At 63.3% G+C, this 17,531-nt stretch carries 17 protein-coding genes; 5 read left to right on the forward strand and 12 right to left on the reverse strand.

Features of this window, described 5'->3' with window-relative positions; translation table 11 throughout:
• Nucleotides 1-112: 112 nt before the first annotated feature.
• Nucleotides 113-1,015, forward strand: a complete 903-nt coding sequence (locus FJ426_RS06000; protein ID WP_224617863.1) for a DMT family transporter — start codon at nucleotides 113-115, stop codon at nucleotides 1,013-1,015.
• Between the two features lie 9 nt (nucleotides 1,016-1,024).
• On the opposite strand, the gene FJ426_RS06005 is transcribed toward FJ426_RS06000, so the two are convergent.
• The 3 genes from FJ426_RS06005 to FJ426_RS06015 form a co-directional block, all read right to left on the reverse strand.
• Entirely contained in the window at nucleotides 1,025-1,828 is an 804-nt protein-coding gene (locus tag FJ426_RS06005; protein ID WP_140559443.1) for a helix-turn-helix transcriptional regulator, read from the reverse strand.
• A gap of 48 nt (nucleotides 1,829-1,876) precedes the next feature.
• A complete protein-coding gene (locus tag FJ426_RS06010; RefSeq protein ID WP_140520708.1) occupies nucleotides 1,877-2,749 on the reverse strand; it encodes a uracil-DNA glycosylase in 873 nt (290 codons plus the stop codon).
• Between the two features lie 109 nt (nucleotides 2,750-2,858).
• Nucleotides 2,859-3,503: a hypothetical protein gene (locus FJ426_RS06015; RefSeq protein ID WP_140517982.1), complete on the reverse strand. Its 645-nt coding sequence runs from the start codon at nucleotides 3,501-3,503 to the stop codon at nucleotides 2,859-2,861.
• Between the two features lie 220 nt (nucleotides 3,504-3,723).
• Here FJ426_RS06015 and FJ426_RS06020 point away from each other — a divergent pair, with 220 nt between their 5' ends.
• Nucleotides 3,724-5,403, forward strand: coding sequence for an electron transfer flavoprotein-ubiquinone oxidoreductase (locus FJ426_RS06020; RefSeq protein ID WP_140559444.1), 1,680 nt, complete (start codon nucleotides 3,724-3,726; stop codon nucleotides 5,401-5,403).
• Nucleotides 5,404-5,540: 137 nt separating this feature from the next.
• Entirely contained in the window at nucleotides 5,541-6,134 is a 594-nt protein-coding gene (locus FJ426_RS06025; RefSeq protein ID WP_140559445.1) for a DUF922 domain-containing protein, read from the forward strand.
• Nucleotides 6,135-6,147: 13 nt separating this feature from the next.
• Here FJ426_RS06025 and FJ426_RS06030 read toward each other — a convergent pair whose 3' ends face one another.
• From FJ426_RS06030 to FJ426_RS06045, 5 genes are all read right to left on the reverse strand, one after another.
• Nucleotides 6,148-7,158 carry an endonuclease/exonuclease/phosphatase family protein gene (locus FJ426_RS06030; protein ID WP_224680932.1) on the reverse strand — a complete coding sequence of 337 codons (1,011 nt, stop codon included), beginning with the start codon at nucleotides 7,156-7,158 and terminating at the stop codon, nucleotides 6,148-6,150.
• A gap of 159 nt (nucleotides 7,159-7,317) precedes the next feature.
• Nucleotides 7,318-8,778, reverse strand: coding sequence for an AMP nucleosidase (locus tag FJ426_RS06035; protein ID WP_224519193.1), 1,461 nt, complete (start codon nucleotides 8,776-8,778; stop codon nucleotides 7,318-7,320).
• A gap of 101 nt (nucleotides 8,779-8,879) precedes the next feature.
• Entirely contained in the window at nucleotides 8,880-9,074 is a 195-nt protein-coding gene (locus tag FJ426_RS06040; RefSeq protein ID WP_140494649.1) for a hypothetical protein, read from the reverse strand.
• A 53-nt stretch (nucleotides 9,075-9,127) separates the two neighbouring features.
• Complete coding sequence (locus tag FJ426_RS31255; RefSeq protein WP_181169517.1) at nucleotides 9,128-9,286, reverse strand: hypothetical protein; 159 nt, start codon at nucleotides 9,284-9,286, stop codon at nucleotides 9,128-9,130.
• A 207-nt stretch (nucleotides 9,287-9,493) separates the two neighbouring features.
• Nucleotides 9,494-9,835 carry a DUF2147 domain-containing protein gene (locus FJ426_RS06045; protein ID WP_140494647.1) on the reverse strand — a complete coding sequence of 114 codons (342 nt, stop codon included), beginning with the start codon at nucleotides 9,833-9,835 and terminating at the stop codon, nucleotides 9,494-9,496.
• Nucleotides 9,836-10,280: 445 nt separating this feature from the next.
• Here FJ426_RS06045 and FJ426_RS06050 point away from each other — a divergent pair, with 445 nt between their 5' ends.
• Complete coding sequence (locus FJ426_RS06050; RefSeq protein ID WP_010915070.1) at nucleotides 10,281-10,547, forward strand: sel1 repeat family protein; 267 nt, start codon at nucleotides 10,281-10,283, stop codon at nucleotides 10,545-10,547.
• Between the two features lie 398 nt (nucleotides 10,548-10,945).
• Nucleotides 10,946-12,067 carry a branched-chain amino acid ABC transporter substrate-binding protein gene (locus tag FJ426_RS06055; protein ID WP_140494645.1) on the forward strand — a complete coding sequence of 374 codons (1,122 nt, stop codon included), beginning with the start codon at nucleotides 10,946-10,948 and terminating at the stop codon, nucleotides 12,065-12,067.
• Between the two features lie 153 nt (nucleotides 12,068-12,220).
• On the opposite strand, the gene FJ426_RS06060 is transcribed toward FJ426_RS06055, so the two are convergent.
• The 4 genes from FJ426_RS06060 to FJ426_RS06075 are packed head-to-tail and all read right to left on the reverse strand — an operon-like array spanning nucleotide 12,221 to nucleotide 17,501.
• Nucleotides 12,221-14,182 (reverse strand): acetyl/propionyl/methylcrotonyl-CoA carboxylase subunit alpha, encoded by a 1,962-nt coding sequence (locus tag FJ426_RS06060; protein WP_140559448.1) that lies wholly within the window; start codon nucleotides 14,180-14,182, stop codon nucleotides 12,221-12,223.
• The gene (locus FJ426_RS06065) at nucleotides 14,164-14,727 is read right to left on the reverse strand and encodes an O-acetyl-ADP-ribose deacetylase (protein ID WP_140517990.1); all 564 of its coding nucleotides are present in this window, start codon (nucleotides 14,725-14,727) and stop codon (nucleotides 14,164-14,166) included. The genes FJ426_RS06060 and FJ426_RS06065 overlap by 19 nt, the downstream gene beginning before the upstream one ends.
• A gap of 1 nt (nucleotide 14,728) precedes the next feature.
• The gene (locus FJ426_RS06070; RefSeq protein WP_140517991.1) at nucleotides 14,729-16,336 is read right to left on the reverse strand and encodes a carboxyl transferase domain-containing protein; all 1,608 of its coding nucleotides are present in this window, start codon (nucleotides 16,334-16,336) and stop codon (nucleotides 14,729-14,731) included.
• A gap of 1 nt (nucleotide 16,337) precedes the next feature.
• Complete coding sequence (locus tag FJ426_RS06075; RefSeq protein ID WP_140559449.1) at nucleotides 16,338-17,501, reverse strand: isovaleryl-CoA dehydrogenase; 1,164 nt, start codon at nucleotides 17,499-17,501, stop codon at nucleotides 16,338-16,340.
• Nucleotides 17,502-17,531 lie beyond the last annotated feature (30 nt).

The following is a 17,531-nucleotide window of genomic DNA, read 5'->3' on the forward strand; positions in this document are numbered from 1 at the left end:
GCCCGGCAACGCCGGCGCGCACCTGGGCAACCACGCGGGAAGCGGCGGGAGCGTGACAGCAGGCCGCGACAACAGTGACAATACCGTAGGGCACAACACGCTCACTGGCATTATGCTGAAGATCGTCTCGGTGGCGGTCTTCGTCGGCATGTCGACCTGCATCAAGGCGGCGGGCACTGTGCCGGCGGGACAGATCGTCTTCTTCCGCTCCTTCTTCGCTATCTTTCCGATCATTGCCTTTCTGGCTTTCAAGGGAAATCTCGGCACGGCTTTCAGTACAAGCCGTCCGTTCAACCACATCGCGCGCGGCGTCGTCGGCGTCTGCGCCATGGGGCTCGGCTTCTTCGCGCTGACGCGGTTGCCGCTGCCGGAAGCAATCACGCTGAATTACGCCCAGCCACTGTTGGTGGTGGTGTTCAGCTCGATTTTCCTCGGCGAAGCCATTCGTGTCTATCGCTGGAGCGCGGTCGCCGTCGGCCTCGTCGGTGTGCTGATCATCTCCTGGCCGGAGCTGACGCTCCTGAGTTCCGGCGAGGCGCTCGACGACCAGGAGGTGCTCGGCGTCATCGCCGCATTGATAGCGGCGGCGATTTCGGCCGTCGCCATGCTGCTCGTGCGCAATCTCGTGCAAAGCGAGCGCACCGCCACGATCGTGCTTTGGTTTTCGGTCACCGCGAGCGTCATGGCGCTGCTGTCGCTGCCGTTTGGGTGGCAGGCGCTGACGCCGGGGCAGGCGGTCCTTCTTGTCGCCGCCGGCTTCTGCGGCGGCCTTGGCCAGATCCTGATGACCTCGGCTTACCGCCATGCCGAGGCATCGGTGGTGGCGCCGTTCGAATACACCTCGATGATCCTCGGCGTCTTGGTCGGCTATCTCGTCTTCGGCGATGTCGCCACGCTGAACACGCTGACCGGCGGTCTGATCGTCGTTGCCGCCGGCATCTTCATCATCTGGCGCGAACGTCAACTCGGCCTGGAACGCACCCGCACGCGCAAGGCCGCCCCGCCGCAGGGGTGATCAGCACCGTTAGGCCCGCTCTTTCGCCAATCTTACCAGCGCCGTCCGCGTCTGCTCGTCGGCCGGAAAGAAGGACTCGATCGCCAGCTCCGACAGCGTCACGTCCAGCGGCGTGCCGAACACGGTGATGGTGCTGATGAACGACAGCACCTGATCCCCATGGGCAAGCCGCAGCGGATGCACGATGCCGCTCGGCTCGACCCGCGCCGGCCGCCCACTCTTCAGGCCGGAGGGATAACCGCGCAACTCACGCTCCAGTTCGATCAGCACCGGATCGCCTGACGCGTCGTTCTGGTGCTTCAGGCGTTCCAGCAGGTGCGCCCGCCACTCCGCGAGATTGACGATGCGCGGCGCGACACCTCCAGGGTGCAGGCTGAGCCGCAGCACGTTGACTGGCGGCTTGAGCAGCGAGGGCTCGGAAACGTCGGCCAGGAACGGCCCAATGGCAGCGTTTGCCGAAACGAGGTTCCAGTGCCGGTCCACCGCGAGCGCCGGGAACGGCTCGTGCCCTCGAAGCACCGTCTCGACCGCCGCCATGGCCGGTGCCAGCGAAATGTCGGTCAGCGGCCTTTCGCTGAAGCTCGGCGCAAAGCCCGCCGCCAGCAAGAGCTGGTTGCGCTGGCGAAGCGGGATCGAAAGCTGCTCGGCCAGGTGTAGCACCATGTCGCGCGACGGCGCGGCCCGCCCGCTCTCGACGAAGCTCAGATGCCGCTGCGAGATATCGGCTTCCGTGGCGAGGTCGAGCTGGCTCATCCGGCGTCGCGTGCGCCATTCACGGATGAGGCTGCCGGCGGAGGTTTGAGGAGATATCATGAGGGCATGGTTAGGGCGACGGCAGGCGCATTTCAATTACCCGCGAGGTCATGGAGAGGTGAGCGCTCTTAGCTTCGCCTTCACCTCGAGAAAATCCCGCCAAGCCAGCTTCTTGTGCGCCGGCGTCCTCAGTAGATAGGCCGGGTGCAGCGTCGGCATCGCCGGAATAACGACGCCGGACGCTGTCGTGTGGGCGCGCCAGTTGCCGCGCAGCCGCAAGATGCCTTCGCTCGTATTCAGAAGGGTTTTGGCCGAGGGCCCGCCGAGATTGACCAGCACCTTCGGCTTGACCAGTTCGATCTGCCTTTCGATGAACGGCCGGCAGATCTCGGTTTCGTGCGGCGTCGGCGTGCGGTTTCCCGGCGGCCGCCAGGGGATGACATTGGCGATGTAGACGGATGTCCGGTCTAGCCCGATCGCGGCCAACATGCGGTCGAGCAGCCGGCCGGAGCGGCCGACGAAGGGCAGGCCTTCTATATCCTCGTCACGGCCGGGCGCCTCGCCGACCAGCATCACCGATGCATCCGGGTTGCCGTCGGCAAAGACCAGGTTCTTGGCGGTGAACTTCAGGTTGCAGCCGTCAAAAGTCGACATGTGCTGGCGAAGCTCGTCCAGCGTCGAGGCAGCCGAGGCCAATTCACGCGCCAGCGCCGCCTGCGCCTCGTCGGGTACCGCCGAAATGGGCGGGCGCGCCGGCGGAGCGTTAGGCACGGCGCTCGCATCGAGACGCGGTTGGGCGGGCCGCTCCGGTGCTCTGCTATCGCTCGGCGCGGCAGCCGGCATCCGCTCCGCCGGCTTGGGCGCGGCTTCCGCGAAGCGGTTCACCGGCGCGTCCTCCAACGCCTCGTCGACGCCCGCGCTGGCATAGAAGGCGAGCAGCTCGGCGATATCAGGTCGGCTGTTTGGGGAAGCGGCAGTCATGGCGCCACCATCGTTCGACTGGTCGCATATTGCAAGTTGGTGATTGGGGACATTGGCACAACCGGGCAATGACGGCCTGTCTGTGGCAGCGTCATACGCTCACCGCAACCTAACCCGTCGGTATGCGCGGGTCCTGCACCAGATAAAAGGTCCAGCGCGGCGTATAGTCGGTGATCAGGAATTCGAACCTGGCGGTCTTTAGCGGGTCGACCTTGCCGTTCTTGAACAGCAGACGGTCATACGGTTCAAAATCGCGGTCGAAATCGGCAAAATTGCTCGACCAGATATTGTCAGGCGTCTTGTTGCGCTGGTCGAACGAAAGCCCGTCGCCGAAGACGCTCGGCTGATTCAGGACCTCCTGAAGCTCGAACTGGAATTCGATCCAGGCCTGGCCGCTGTTGTTGAGCACGTCCAAGCGCAAATACATGATGCCGTTGGCGAACTCGCCCGCCTTGCCGAACGCCTGGATCGGCTTGGTTGCACGGATGGTCAACGTCACCGGCGTCGCTGAATTCAGCTCTTCGGTGATGACGAGCGGATCGTCCTTGGTGCCGGTGCCGGAAGCGCCGGTGATTTCGAACCCGCCAAGCTCGTCGGAGAAGGAGTAGGCACCGGTGGCCCAGACCTTCACCTCGTCTGCAAAGGCATGGACCGGCGCCAGCAGGGGGAGGGCCGAAAGGAACGCCCGGCAGGCCCTGCCGGGCGTCGATGGGAAGCGCGTTGATGAGAAGCCGGCTGGCCCAGGAATGCGCATGGTGCGAAGTATGGCCGATAAGCAAGCCGTCGAACAATTAAAAACGTACGCGTTGCGGGCAGGCCGGCGCAAAACGGGTGTCCTTCGGCACGATGCGCGACTTTTTGGCCAAATCCGCGTTGTCACAGACGCGCCGGTTTCCTGTCGCGACTTGATGCGCTATGCAGCGCATCAGCCAGCAAGATACGCGCAATAGCGACAAGCCAGTGCGGAGGGGTTGATGAGCGATATCGAACGCGAAAGCATGGAATTCGACGTGGTGATCGTCGGTGCGGGCCCGGCCGGCCTCGCCGCCGCCATCCGCCTGAAGCAAGTCAATCCCGAGCTTTCCGTGGTCGTGCTGGAAAAGGGCGGTGAGGTTGGTGCCCACATCTTGTCAGGCGCCGTCGTCGATCCGATCGGCATCGACCGGTTGCTGCCGGGCTGGCGCGACGAACAAGACCATCCGTTCAAAACGCCGGTCACGGCGGATCATTTCCTGGTGCTCGGCCCCGCCGGCTCTTTCCGCCTGCCCAACATGATGATGCCGCCGCTGATGAACAATCACGGCAACTACATCGTCTCGCTTGGCAATGTCTGCCGCTGGCTGGCGGCCAAGGCCGAGACGCTCGGCGTGGAAATCTATCCGGGGTTCGCCGCGGCCGGCCTGCTCTATAACGAGGAAGGCGCCGTCACCGGTGTCGTCACCGGCGACATGGGCGTCGAAAAGGATGGCACACACGGCCCGGGTTTCGCGCCGGGCATGGCGCTGATGGGCAAATATGTGCTGATCGGAGAGGGCGCGCGCGGCTCGCTCGCCAAGCAGTTGATCGCCAGGTTCAGGCTTTCCGAGGGCCGCGAGCCGGGCAAATACGGCATCGGCCTCAAGGAACTGTGGCAGGTCAAGCCGGAGAAGCACAGGCCAGGTCTCGTCCAGCACTCCTTCGGCTGGCCGCTCGATCTCAAGACCGGCGGCGGCTCTTTCCTCTATCATCTGGACGACAATCAGGTGGCGGTGGGCTTCGTCGTCCACCTCAATTACAAGAACCCCTGGCTGTCGCCGTTCGAGGAGTTCCAGCGCTTCAAGACCCACCCGGCGATCAGCGGTACTTTCGAGGGCGCCAGGCGGTTGGGCTATGGCGCGCGCGCGATTACCGAAGGCGGCTGGCAGTCGGTGCCGAAACTGTGCTTCCCGGGTGGCGCGTTGATGGGCTGCGCCGCCGGCCTCGTAAACGTCCCGCGCATCAAGGGCTCGCACAATGCCGTGTTGTCGGGAATGCTGGCGGCCGAGCATGTCGCCGAGGCAATCGCCGCCGGCCGCGCCAATGACGAGCTCTCCGCTTACGAAGCCGCGTGGCGGGCGACAGACATCGGCAAGGATCTGAAGAAGGTGCGCAACGTCAAGCCGCTGTGGTCGCGCTTCGGCACCATCGCCGGCGTCGCCATCGGCGGCCTGGACATGTGGCTGAACACTTTGTTCGGCTTCTCGCCCTTCGGCACGCTGAAGCATGGCAAGGCCGACTACGCCACGCTAGAGCCCGCCGCGAAGCACAAGAAAATAGACTATCCCAAGGCCGATGGCGTGCTGACCTTCGACCGCTTGTCCTCGGTGTTCCTGTCCAACACCAACCACGAGGAAAACGAGCCGGTGCATCTGCTGGTGGCGGACATGGAGCTGCAGAAGCGTTCCGAGCATGACGTCTTTGCCGGACCTTCGACGCGCTACTGCCCTGCAGGCGTCTACGAATGGGTCGACAAGGACGGCAATGCCGCTGCCGATCCGGCGGCCAAGGACGTGCGCTTCGTCATCAACGCGCAGAACTGCGTCCACTGCAAGACCTGCGACATCAAGGATCCGAACCAGAATATCGACTGGGTGCCGCCGCAAGGTGGCGAAGGCCCGGTCTATCAGAACATGTGAGCGTGCCCGGCTAAGCCGTCACGAAAACATGCGAGCGGCGGCGGACTTGTCTGTCGCCGTCGACCGCCTGCCTCGATCAAGCCCGTTGAAGCCTTCCGCCGAGTGTGGTCTGCTCGGCTCCGACAAAGGAGGCGGACATGCGCCTGACCAGCCCGACGATGCTCGCCATGGCCTTCATGCTGCTTTGCGCATCAGCCGCGTCGGCGGGCACAAAGCTCACCGTTCACATCCGCACCTATGATGTCGCTGGAAATACCGGAGCCGCCCTTGTCGAGGCAATGGACCGGCTGGGACCCAAGCACGGCTATATGGCGCGTGCCATCGCCGAAACCGGTTACGCCGTGCATTGGGATCTCGATATTGTCCGGAAGGATGGTGCCTGCCATCTGCGGCAGGCCAACGGGACGCTCAACCTGACCTACACTTTCCCGCGGCTCTCGTCGGCAAGCCCTGTCCTGCGCGAACGTTGGGACCGTTTCATGATCGGCGTTCGCAAGCACGAGCAGACGCATGGCGGTATCGCGAGGCGGATGATGCGGGCCACCGAGACCGCGCTTGCCGGCCTGCGGCGCCCGGACAACTGGTTCTGCACCGGCACGCATCTCGAGGCGCGGCGCCGGATCAAGGCCATCTATGTCGAATACGAAGCCAAGCAGAACGCTTTCGATGCGCGCGAGCATCGCGGCGGCGGGCCTGTCGAGCACCTTGTCGAAGCGTTGACCAAACCCTGAGAATGCCGAAGCATCAACCGCGCGGATTGTTTTCAAGGTCGCTCGCCGCGAGCGCGCTCTCATGCTCGTCATGGGGCAGCCTGTCGTCGGGGCGAAGCGAGAACTCCACGAGTACGGGAAGATGGTCGGAGCCGGTATCTTCCAGTCGCGTTGACGACAGAATGGTCACGCCGCCCTTGCTGAACGCCTGGTCGATCGGGAGGCCTGCATAGCGGCGCAGGAAGTCGGGCAGCTTCCGGTGAATCCAGGTCGACCCGGCCGACGGCATGACCGTCAGTCCGCCGAGAGCGGCGACGCGCCGCACCGCAGCGCTCCATGGCACCGCGTTGCAATCGCCGGCCATGATGGCGGTTTGGCCGAGCGATGAAAGCTGCTCCGAGAGTTCGCCGATCTGCCAATACTGTTCCCGCGGCCACGGCCAGCTGAGATGGATGGCGGCGACGTCGGCGCTCCTGCCGCCGAAATCGATGGTCGCAACGGCCATTGCGCCCCGGCGCTCGCAATGTGGCGCGGTGCCGGCGAGAAAGGGCCGCCGCGAGAGCAGCGCGACGCCGAATACGCCGTTGGGATAGGGACAGAGGATCCGGTATGGATAGGCGCTGGCGATGTAGCCAAGCTCCGTCGCCCACATCGCCGACACCTCGTCCAGGGTGATGACGTCGGGATTGGTCCGGCCGATCAGTGACAGCACTTTTTTCGGCGTCGGGTTGTCGTAGCGCAGATTCATCTGCAGCAGGCTGTAGACTACCTGGTCGGTGGGTTTGGCGACCGCCTGAACCGGCCACGGCCGGGGCAAGGCGGTCGAAGCGGTGGCAAGAGCGGCCACGGCAAAAACCAGGGCCGCGGCCGCTTGCAGGCGAAACGATGTCGCCAGCAGCGGCAGCGCGCAAAGCGCCATCAGCACGGCGAGGTGAATGCGGAAATGCGAAAAGGAATCGAGCGCCGGGTGCAACGCGCCTAAGAAGCCGGCCACCAGCGCGACCGAGAGCGTCATCATCACGATGAATACCAGTGAAGCCGCCATGTCTCGACTGCGTTTCATCGGATCAGATCTGCATGAGTTGCCTGCGATGGTCCCCGCCCGGTTATCGGCAAAAATGCGGCTCAATCAAGATAGCGAATTGCCGGCAAGATGGCGAATCGCCGGCAAGACGGCGAATGGCTCTGGCGGCGCGCAGATCGGCTACTGGAAGGCCGTTTCCGAAAAACTTCTGAGCTTGCGCGAATGCAGCCGCTCCATCGGCATTTCCGAAAGCTTTTCCATCGCCCTGATGCCGATGGTGAGGTGCTGCGCCACCTGCCGCTTGTAGAATTCGGTCGCCATGCCGGGCAGCTTCAGTTCGCCATGCAGCGGCTTGTCGGAGACACACAAGAGCGTGCCGTAAGGCACGCGGAAGCGGAAGCCATTGGCCGCGATCGTTGCCGATTCCATGTCAAGTGCGATCGCCCTCGACTGCGAAAGCCGCTGCACCGGTCCGCGCTGGTCGCGCAGTTCCCAGTTGCGGTTGTCAATGGTGGCGACAGTGCCGGTGCGCATGATGCGCTTGAGATCGTACCCCGACAGGCCGGTGACTTCGGCCACCGCTTCCTGCAATGCCACCTGGATTTCGGCCAGCGGCGGGATCGGCACCCAGACTGGCAGGTCGTCGTCCAGCACGTGATCCTCGCGCACATAGGCATGCGCCAGCACATAATCGCCCAGCGCCTGCGTATTGCGCAGGCCCGCGCAGTGGCCGAGCATCACCCAAGCATGAGGCCTTAGCACAGCGATATGATCGGTGATCGTCTTGGCGTTGGAGGGTCCGACACCGATATTGACCATGGTGATCCCGCCATGGTTCGGCTTCTTCAAGTGGTAGGCCGGCATCTGCGGCAGGCGCTGCGGCGCCACCCCTTCGCTCGGGGCGCTCTGCCCGGCTTTGGTGACCACGTTGCCCGGTTCGATGAATTCGGCATATCCGCCGCCGCCATCCTCCATCAGGTCACGGGCGCGCGCCACGAACTCGTCGATATAGAACTGATAATTGGTGAACAGCACGAAATTCTGGAAATGCTGCGGCGTGGTCGCGGTATAGTGCGACAGGCGGTGGAGCGAATAGTCGATCCGCTGCGCGGTGAAGGGCGCCAGCGGCCTTGGTTCTCCGAACGCCACTTCGAACGTGCCGTTGGCGATCTGGTCGTCTGTACCGTCGAGATCTGGCACGTCGAACAGGTCTCGGATAGGCCGCTGGATACGCTCGGCCGCGGTTCCGTCGACATGGGTGCCTTCGAGAAAGGCGAAATGCAGCGGGATCGGCGTTGTCGATTCCGAGACCGTGACCGCGACCCCGTGGTTGCGCATGATCAGACGCAATTGCTCGACCAGATAGCTTTCGAACAGGCTCGGCTGGGTGATGGTGGTGGAAAAATGCCCCGGCGTCGGCATGTGGCCATAGGCTTGGCGCGAATCGATCTGGGTGAACGAGTTGGTCGTGACGCCGATCTCCGGGTAGAAGGCGCGGTAGCGCTTGCTGCTGTCGCCGCCGGCGGCAAGCGCCGCGAAGGAGTCGCGCAGGAACTTGGTGTTGCGGTCATAAAGGGCTTGCAACGCCGCGACGGCCTTTTCTGCGGTGTCGAAGCTTTGCCGGCCAAAAGGCTCGGGCATGACGATAGATTCGATGGCTTGGGGATAGATTCGCTTTTCCATGGCTCAATATAGAGATTTGGAAAGGCGGTTGGGAGGGGTGTCCCGATCGAAGGCGCAATTTATCCGCGCTGCAGGCTGACCAGCAGCACGAAACCGACGCCCGACTTCTTCAGTGCTGGCGCGTCGATCGTGGAACCGGCATCGGCACGCATCATCGGTACGGCCAGGACCGGCGCGGCAAGAAACGCCAGGATGAGCGCCGCCCGCGGCAGAAGCCGAACGGTTTTGAAGAGGTTGGCGGCGATGCGGTTCATGGTCTTTGCTTTTCTTTCGAGGTCTTGGTTTGGTCAGGTCTTTGGTTTCTGTCTCAGGGGCGAAGGGTGGTCGGGCAGGCGAGGCGGCAGGTTCTGGAACTGGCCTCGTCCCAGGAACGGGCCGGACGGCCCGCTTCGGCGACGAGGATGGCGAAGAACATTCCAAACAGGCTCACCAGCAGGCAGACGATGGTGAAGCGGCGGGCGAGCATTGGTCGTGTCTCCTTCAATACGCAGGAGAATGCCCGGGCACGACTGAACCGGCTCTGATGCCGGCGTTCATCTGCCGTTCAAATCGGTTGATGGATTTTGAGGCGGCGCTGGCCATAAGGAGCATGGCTGCCGGCACAGCATGCCAGGATCATGAAATGAAAACGGGGCCTGCCGGCCCCGTTTTCATGTCGCAAGGATGGGGTCGATCAGAGCTTGTGCCAGGTCTGGCTCTTGCAGATCAGCCCGCCGAGCACGCAACCGCTCATTTTCAGCGAGGTGCCCGATAGTGTCGCCTTGCCGGAGTAGGTCTTGTCGTTTGCCGGGTCGGTTATGTTGCCGGTGTATTTGTTGTCGCCGGACGCCTTGAGCGAACCGATGGTCTTGCCGGCATATTTGCCAGACTTCAGCGTGATGGAAAATGAACCCGAGCCCCCGATGGCCGCGGTATCGCCGGCCTGCGTCTTCCAGTTTCCCTCGATCGGATCGGCCCAGGCCAGACCGGTCAGGATCAAAGTGGCCGCCAGGGCCAGGCTTGCTTTTCGAAACATCTTTCCTCCCTTGGATACCGGCAGGAGGCTACGCCTCGCCGGTCTGCCGCTTACGCAAACGTAAGCTAATCCAGCTCCCTGCAAAACAAAAGCGGTGCCGCAGCGGAAGCTTTGGCAATTCAGATGCGCCGACGGAAGCAATGTCGGCAGGGAAATGAATGCATGCATGCGCGGCGTTTGTTTCGCGTGGTTAGCAGAGTGTTGATTCCGCCCGCGAAAATTGTCGTCAAATTTGGCGCTATCCGGCTGAATCGCTGGCTTTGTATCCTTAACGAATTTCCACGTTTACCTATTGTTTTAGCTTTGTTTTCCTCAAATTAAGCACGCCATTTAACGACGGATTCAAGCCTGAGCGGCATTCTCGAAAGCATCGAAAGAGCAGCCCGGGCAGACAAACGGAGGCAGCTCTCGGGAGCCAGACAGGGCCGGAAGAGAGGATTGAAAAATGGCACGTTTTGAAATGCTTGAAGCAGGCTTCGGCGCCATGGGGGCAACTGCCCAGGCCGACATTCTTTTCGAACTGGGGATGATGTATGCGACGGGCCGCGATTGCGAGACCGATGTCGTCGCCGCCCACAAATGGTTCAACATCGCCGCGATCAAGGGTTCGGCCCGCGCTGCGGAATTGCGTTCGGAACTGTCGGCTGCGATGTCGAAGGTCGAGATCGCCAAGGCGCTGCGCGAAGCCCGCGAATGGATGACGATGCACTGAATTTAGAGATAAGGCAGGGCGGCCTTCTGGTCCGCCAGGCAAGGACAAGGCCGCGGTAAGACGGCCACGTGACAAAACCAAGAACGCGGCACGCCCGACAGGGCCAGCGGCGCGGCGGCCATGATCCGGTTTCGGAAAGATCAGGGCCAGCAGGAAGACAGGAAAGGCGAGTTGGGTTCGAGTGCGGGGGCGCTTGAGAAACAGCTCGACAGGCAAAGCCGCGACCGGCCGGAACAAGGCCGGCGCGGCTTTTGCCTTTTTGCTCCAGAGATGCTCCGCAGGCCTAATCGAGCGCCGCCAATGCGCCTAGACAGGCCACACGAAGGATGAAATTGTCCGGCCTCTCTGGAAGAAGCGTGGCCGGGGCGGCCGCGCGTGAGTGGAGGAGTCATACCGCAATGAAAAAATTAAGTATTTTGAACGCGGCCATTTTCGGCCTGATGATGAGCGCGCCGGTCGCCTATGCCGACGACATCACCTTTTCGGTGGTCGGTCCGATGACCGGACAGCTCGCCACCATTGGCGATCAGTTCAAGCAGGGCGCGCAGGCTGCCGCCGACGCGATCAATGCTGCCGGCGGTGTCGACGGTCGCCAGATCAAGCTCGATATCGAGGATGACCAGTGCGACCCGAAGCAGGCGGTTTCGGTCGCCAACCGTATCGTCGCCAATGGCGTCAAGTTCATCGACGGCCACGCTTGCTCGGGTTCGAGCATTCCGGCTTCCGCCGTCTATGCCGAAGCCGGTGCCCTGATGATGAGCCCGGCCTCCTCGAACCCGGTGCTGACCGACGCCGCAGCGAAGGCCGGCTGGCCGACGATCATGCGCCTCTATACGCGTGACGATGCGCAGGGTGCCTTCATCGGCCCCTGGATCGCGAAGAAGTATGCCGGCAAGAACGTCGTCATCCTGCATGACAAGAGTGCCTACGGTCAGGGCGTTGCCGATGCGGTCAAGGCCACGATGAATGCCGGCGGCCTGAAGGAAGTGGACTATGAAGGCATCAATGCCGGCGAAAAGGACTATTCGGCGCTCGTCACCAAGCTCAAGGACCTCAAGGCCGACGTTGTCTATTTCGGCGGTTACCACCCGGAGGCTGGCCTGATCCTGCGCCAGTCGGCGGAACAGGGCATCAAGTTCCAGCTGATCATGCCGGATTCGATAGCCTCGCCGGAATTCTGGCAGGTTGCCGGCCCGGCCGGCGAAGGGACCATGTTCGTCTTCCCGTCGGATCCTCAGGCAAAGCCGGAAGCCAAGGCAGCCGTCGAGAAGATCAAAGCCGGCGGTTTCGTGCCGGAAGGCTTCACGCTATTCTCCTACGCCACGATCCAGGCCTTTGCGGAAGGCATCAAGCGTGCCGGCAGCGATGATCCGGCCAAGGTCGCCGAGGCGCTGAAGAACGGGCAGCCAATCAGCACGGTTGTCGGCAATGTCACCTTCGACGAGAAGGGCGACCTCAAGAACGCCAGCTACGACATCAACCAGTGGCACGACGGCAAGTATGCGCCGATCCAGCCGTAATCGCTGCCTATATCGATGAAATGGCCGGGCTCGTCCCGGCCATTTCATTTCTGCCTGTGTGTCTTGCCATGGACATATAACGGCGGTCGACATTCTACGGCGCCTCTCTCTGTCCGGCAGGACAGGGACGCTTGGCGTCCGGCAGCGAGGCTGTCAGCCTTGCATATCCTCGAACCGCACCAGCACAGTGCCGTCGGTAACCTGCGCGCCCTCGGTGGCGATCTCGGCGATCACGCCATCATGGGGCGCGGCGATGGTGTGCTCCATCTTCATCGCCTCGAGAATAAGCAGCGGTTGCCCCTTCATCACCGTATCGCCCTTTGTCGCCCGCACAAGCTTGACCAGTCCCGGCATCGGCGCGCGCAAACTGCCTGACGCCGCCGCCGCATCATCGCCTCTGGCCAACGGGTCCGGCACCGCGAACGTATAGCCGGCCGCGCCTTCGAATATCGTGATGTGGCCTGGCCAGCGGGCGAGGCGAGGAACGGCGCGAAGGTCATGCGAATTGGCGCTGTCATAGGGTGCATGGAGCGTCACCTGGGAACGCCGGTCTGGTCGTACCGAAACCCTTGCCAGAATATCGTCCTCGCCAAACTTCAGCCGGATCTGTCGTGCCATGCCATGGAAATGCGTGTAGCCGGCAAGTGACGACCATGGATCATCCGATGCCGGCAGCGCGCCCGCCCCGGAGGCCGCTATGGCCGCGGCCGCGACCGTTTCGCCGCTCGGCGGCGCAATCTCGGTCAGCGCCTGCTGGTGGCGGCCTATCAGGCCGGTATCGACGTCGCCCGCCGAAAAGTCCGGATCGGTCACCAGCGCGGCGAGGAAGGCGGTATTGACGATCGAACCGGCGACTTCGGTTCGCGCAAGCGCCGCGCCGAGTGCCTCCAGCGCAGCCGGCCTGTCCCCGCCATGCACCACCAGCTTGGCGATCATCGGATCATAATAGGGAGAAATGGCGTCGCCGGCCCGCACCCCGGTTTCGACACGCATGGCGGCCCCTTGGGGAACCATGTCGGGAAATTTCAGATGATGCAGCGTGCCGGTCGCAGGCAGAAACTCCCTTGCGGCATCCTCGGCATAGAGGCGCGCCTCGAAGGCGTGGCCGGCTAGCTTTATCTCGCCTTGCGTTTTCGGCAGCTTCTCGCCGGATGCGACCCGCAACTGCCATTCTACCAGATCAGTGCCGGTGACCATCTCGGTGACCGGGTGCTCGACCTGCAACCTCGTGTTCATCTCCATGAACCAGAAGCGGTCAGGCGTCAGGCCTTGCGAGGCATCGACGATGAATTCGATGGTGCCGGCACCGCAGTAGCTGATCGCCTTGGCGGCCTTCACCGCCGCCTCGGTCATCGCCTTGCGTAACGCCTCCGTCATGCCGGGGGCGGGGGCTTCCTCGATAACCTTCTGATGGCGTCGCTGCACCGAGCAGTCGCGTTCGAACAGATGGACGGCATTGCCGAAATTGTCGCCGAAAACCTGCACCTCGATGTGGCGCGGTTTGTCGATATATTTTTCCACCAGTACACGGTCGTCGCCAAAAGCGGATTTCGCCTCGCGTCGTGCGCTCGACAGCGCTTCGGAAAACTCGTCGGGGTGCTCGATCCGGCGCATGCCCTTGCCACCGCCGCCGGCCCGCGCCTTGATCAGCACGGGGTAGCCGATTTCGCGTGCCTTGGAGGCCAGGACCACGATCTCCTGTGCCTCGCCATGGTAGCCCGGCACGACGGGCACGCCGGCCTTTTCCATCAGCCGTTTGGCGGCATCCTTCAGCCCCATGGCGCGGATAGAGGCCGCCGACGGGCCGATGAAGGTGAGCCCCGCGGCCGCCACCTGGTCGACGAAATCAGGATTTTCCGACAGGAAGCCATAGCCGGGATGAACGGCTTGCGAGCCTGTCGCCAAGGCGGCCGCGACGATCTTGTCGCCGCGCAGATAGCTGTCGCTGACAGGCGAGGCACCGATATGTACCGCCTCGTCGGCCATCTCGACATGCAGGGATTTCGCATCGGCATCGGAATAGACGGCAACCGTGCGCACCCCCATCCTGCGCGCCGTGCGGATCACCCGGCATGCGATCTCGCCTCGGTTGGCGATCAGGATCTTTGTGAACATGAAACCTCCGTAGACTGCGTTCGCCTCGAGGAAGCAACGGCCTCACGGTATAGTTCGGCCATTTGTTCGTCGAAGCAGCAGAAGATGACGGTCTGCGGCGTCGTATTTCCGCTCAAGAAGCTATTTACGGCGCCGACTGCAATTGCTGCCGCCTCATCCCTCGGATAGCGGTAGATGCCCGTCGAGATCGCCGGAAAGGCGACCGAGCGGCATTCCTTCTCGGCGGCGATTTCGAGCGAACGCCGATAGCAGGAGGCGAGCAACTCCGCCTCGCCCTTGCCGCCGCCCTGCCAGACTGGACCGACCGTATGGATGACGTAGCGGGCCGGCAGCCGATAGCCCTTGGTCAACTTTGCATCGCCGGTCTTGCAGCCGTTGAGCGTGCGGCATTCGGCGAGGAGTTCCGGCCCCGCCGCCCGGTGAATGGCGCCGTCGACCCCGCCGCCGCCGAGCAGCGAGGAATTGGCCGCGTTGACAATGGCGTCGACATCCAACTTGGTGATGTCGCCGACGTTAATGCGGATCCTGTCCTGCACCTCGCCCATTTCACATCCTGAACACGCCGAAGCGCGTTTCCTCGATCTCCGCGTTGAGCGCGGCCGAGAGGCTGAGCGCCAGCACCTCGCGCGTCTTGGCCGGATCGATGATGCCGTCGTCCCATAGCCTTGCGGAGGAATAGAGCGGGTGGCCTTCATGCTCGTATTTCATCAGGATCGGCTTCCTGAACTTCGCTTCTTCCTCAGCGCTCCATTCGCCGCCCTTGCGCTCGATACCCTCGCGCTTGACCATGGCCAGCACCGTCGCCGCCTGCTCGCCGCCCATCACCGAAATGCGGGCGTTCGGCCACATCCACAGGAAGCGGGGCGAGTAGGCGCGCCCGCACATGCCGTAGTTGCCGGCGCCGAACGAGCCGCCGATGATCACGGTGACCTTGGGCACGCGGGCGGTGGCGACTGCCATCACCAGCTTGGCGCCGTCCTTGGCGATGCCGCCTGCCTCATATTTGCGCCCCACCATGAAGCCGGTGATGTTCTGCAGGAACACCAGTGGAATCTTGCGTTGGCAGCACAGTTCGATGAAATGCGCGCCCTTCAGCGCGCTTTCGGAAAACAGCACGCCATTGTTGGCGATGATGCCGACCGGCATGCCGTGGAGATGGGCAAAGCCGGTGACGAGCGTGGTGCCGTAATTCTGCTTGAACTCATCGAACTCCGAACCGTCGACGAGGCGCGCGATCACCTCGCGCACGTCATAGGGCTGGCGCAGATCCGTCGGCACGATGCCGTAGATCTCATCTGCCGGATGAAGCGGCGGAATCGGTTTCTGGACGGCAAGGCTTACGGTCTTGTTCCGATTGAGGTTCTTGATGATGCGCCGGCAGATGGCCAGCGCATGCTCGTCGTCGAGCGCGTAGTGGTCGGCGACGCCGGAGAGCCGTGTATGGACGTCGGCGCCGCCGAGATCCTCGGCGCTGACGTCCTCGCCGGTGGCGGCCTTCACCAGCGGGGGACCGCCGAGGAAGATGGTCGCCTGGTTGCGCACCATGATCGTCTCGTCCGACATTGCCGGCACATAGGCGCCGCCCGCCGTGCACGAACCCATGACGCAGGCGATCTGCGGGATGCCTGAGGCGGACATGTTGGCCTGGTTGTAGAATATGCGCCCGAAATGCTCGCGGTCGGGAAACACCTCGTCCTGGTTGGGCAGGTTGGCGCCGCCGCTGTCGACCAGGTAGACGCAAGGCAGATTGTTCTGCAGCGCGATCTCCTGCGCGCGCAGATGCTTCTTCACCGTCAGCGGGTAATAGGTGCCGCCCTTCACCGTGGCGTCATTGACGACGACCATCACTTCCGTGCCTTCGACGCGCCCGATACCGGCGATGATGCCGGCGGAGGGAATGTCCTCGCCATACATCGACCATGCGGCGAACTGGCCGATCTCGAGAAAGGGCGACCCGGTGTCGAGCAATTGCGCCAGCCGCTCGCGCGGCAGCAGCTTGCCGCGCGCGACGTGTCGCTCGCGCGCCTCTTCCGAGCCACCGCGCTCGACGCTCGCGGCCTTTTCGGCGATATCGCCGACCAGCGCCCGCATGCGTTCGGCATTGGTGTGGAAGGTATCGGAGGAAGGGGAGATCTGGGTCCGGAGGACGGCCATGCTATACCCCCTCCGCCATGATCTCGCGGCCGATCAGCCATCGCCGGATTTCGCTGGTGCCGGCACCGATTTCGTAGAGCTTGGCGTCGCGTAGCAGCCGGCCGGTCGGATAGTCGTTGATGTATCCGTTGCCACCCAGAAGCTGGAGTGCGTCAAGCGTCATCTGCGTTGCTTTTTCGGCGGCAAACAGAATGCAGCCTGCGGCGTCCTTGCGGGTGGTCTGGCCGCGGTCGCAGGCGGCGGCGACCGCGTAGACATAGGCGCGCGCGGCGTTCATCGTCGTGTACATGTCGGCGAGCTTGCCTTGCACCAACTGGAATTCCCCGATCGCCTGGCCGAACTGCTTGCGCTCATGCACATAGGGCACCGCGACGTCGAGACACGCGGCCATCAGGCCGATCGGGCCACCGGCCAGCACCGTGCGCTCATAGTCGAGACCAGACATCAGCACCTCGACGCCACACCCTTCCTCGTGCAGCACGTTGTCGAACGGCACCTCCACATTATCGAAAACCAGTTCGCCGGTGTTGGAGCCGCGCATGCCGAGCTTGTCGAGCTTTTGCGCGACCGAAAATCCGGCAAAGGCCTTTTCGACGATGAAGGCGGTGATACCGCGGGCATGGCGCTCCGGATCGGTCTTGGCATAGACCACCAGCGTCTCGGCGTCCGGGCCGTTGGTGATCCACATCTTGGTGCCGTTGAGCACGTACCGGTCGTTGCGCTTTTCGGCGCGCAGCTTGAGCGAGACGACGTCGGAGCCGGCGCCGGGCTCCGACATGGCTAGCGCGCCGACGCGCTCGCCCGAGCAAAGCGGCGGCAGGAATTTCTCCTTCTGCGCCGGCGTTGCCCAGCGGTTGATCTGGTTGACGCAGAGATTGGAGTGGGCGCCGTAGGACAGGCCGACCGAGGCCGAGGCCCTTGAGATCTCCTCGACCGCGATCACGTGGGCGAGGTAACCCATGCCGCCGCCGCCGAACTCCGGATCGGCGGTGATGCCGAGGAGGCCGAGATTGCCGAGTTCCGCCCACAGATGCGCCGGGAATTCGTTCGAGCGGTCGATTTCCGCCGCGATCGGCGCGATCCTGTCCTGGGCGAAGCGCCGCACCAGCTCGCGCAATGCCTCGATATCCTCGTCATGCCCGAAGCTGAGCGTGTTCGTGTACATCCGGTTCCTCCTGCCGCATGACCCCCGAAA

It is taken from the genome of Mesorhizobium sp. B2-6-4, assembly GCF_006441495.1.
GTDB lineage: Bacteria > Pseudomonadota > Alphaproteobacteria > Rhizobiales > Rhizobiaceae > Mesorhizobium.

Coding starts and splice junctions, on each gene's coding strand:
- FJ426_RS06040 (WP_140494649.1), bottom strand. CDS start 9,074: ATGAACCGCATCGCCGCCAACCTCTTCAAAACCGTTCGGCTTCTGCCG.
- FJ426_RS06045 (WP_140494647.1), bottom strand. CDS start 9,835: ATGTTTCGAAAAGCAAGCCTGGCCCTGGCGGCCACTTTGATCCTGACC.
- FJ426_RS31255 (WP_181169517.1), bottom strand. CDS start 9,286: ATGCTCGCCCGCCGCTTCACCATCGTCTGCCTGCTGGTGAGCCTGTTT.
- FJ426_RS06030 (WP_224680932.1), bottom strand. CDS start 7,158: ATGGCGGCTTCACTGGTATTCATCGTGATGATGACGCTCTCGGTCGCG.
- FJ426_RS06055 (WP_140494645.1), top strand. CDS start 10,946: ATGAAAAAATTAAGTATTTTGAACGCGGCCATTTTCGGCCTGATGATG.
- FJ426_RS06075 (WP_140559449.1), bottom strand. CDS start 17,501: ATGTACACGAACACGCTCAGCTTCGGGCATGACGAGGATATCGAGGCA.
- FJ426_RS06010 (WP_140520708.1), bottom strand. CDS start 2,749: ATGACTGCCGCTTCCCCAAACAGCCGACCTGATATCGCCGAGCTGCTC.
- FJ426_RS06025 (WP_140559445.1), top strand. CDS start 5,541: ATGCGCCTGACCAGCCCGACGATGCTCGCCATGGCCTTCATGCTGCTT.
- FJ426_RS06015 (WP_140517982.1), bottom strand. CDS start 3,503: ATGCGCATTCCTGGGCCAGCCGGCTTCTCATCAACGCGCTTCCCATCG.
- FJ426_RS06070 (WP_140517991.1), bottom strand. CDS start 16,336: ATGGCCGTCCTCCGGACCCAGATCTCCCCTTCCTCCGATACCTTCCAC.
- FJ426_RS06065 (WP_140517990.1), bottom strand. CDS start 14,727: ATGGGCGAGGTGCAGGACAGGATCCGCATTAACGTCGGCGACATCACC.
- FJ426_RS06050 (WP_010915070.1), top strand. CDS start 10,281: ATGGCACGTTTTGAAATGCTTGAAGCAGGCTTCGGCGCCATGGGGGCA.
- FJ426_RS06060 (WP_140559448.1), bottom strand. CDS start 14,182: ATGTTCACAAAGATCCTGATCGCCAACCGAGGCGAGATCGCATGCCGG.
- FJ426_RS06035 (WP_224519193.1), bottom strand. CDS start 8,778: ATGCCCGAGCCTTTTGGCCGGCAAAGCTTCGACACCGCAGAAAAGGCC.
- FJ426_RS06000 (WP_224617863.1), top strand. CDS start 113: ATGCTGAAGATCGTCTCGGTGGCGGTCTTCGTCGGCATGTCGACCTGC.
- FJ426_RS06005 (WP_140559443.1), bottom strand. CDS start 1,828: ATGATATCTCCTCAAACCTCCGCCGGCAGCCTCATCCGTGAATGGCGC.
- FJ426_RS06020 (WP_140559444.1), top strand. CDS start 3,724: ATGAGCGATATCGAACGCGAAAGCATGGAATTCGACGTGGTGATCGTC.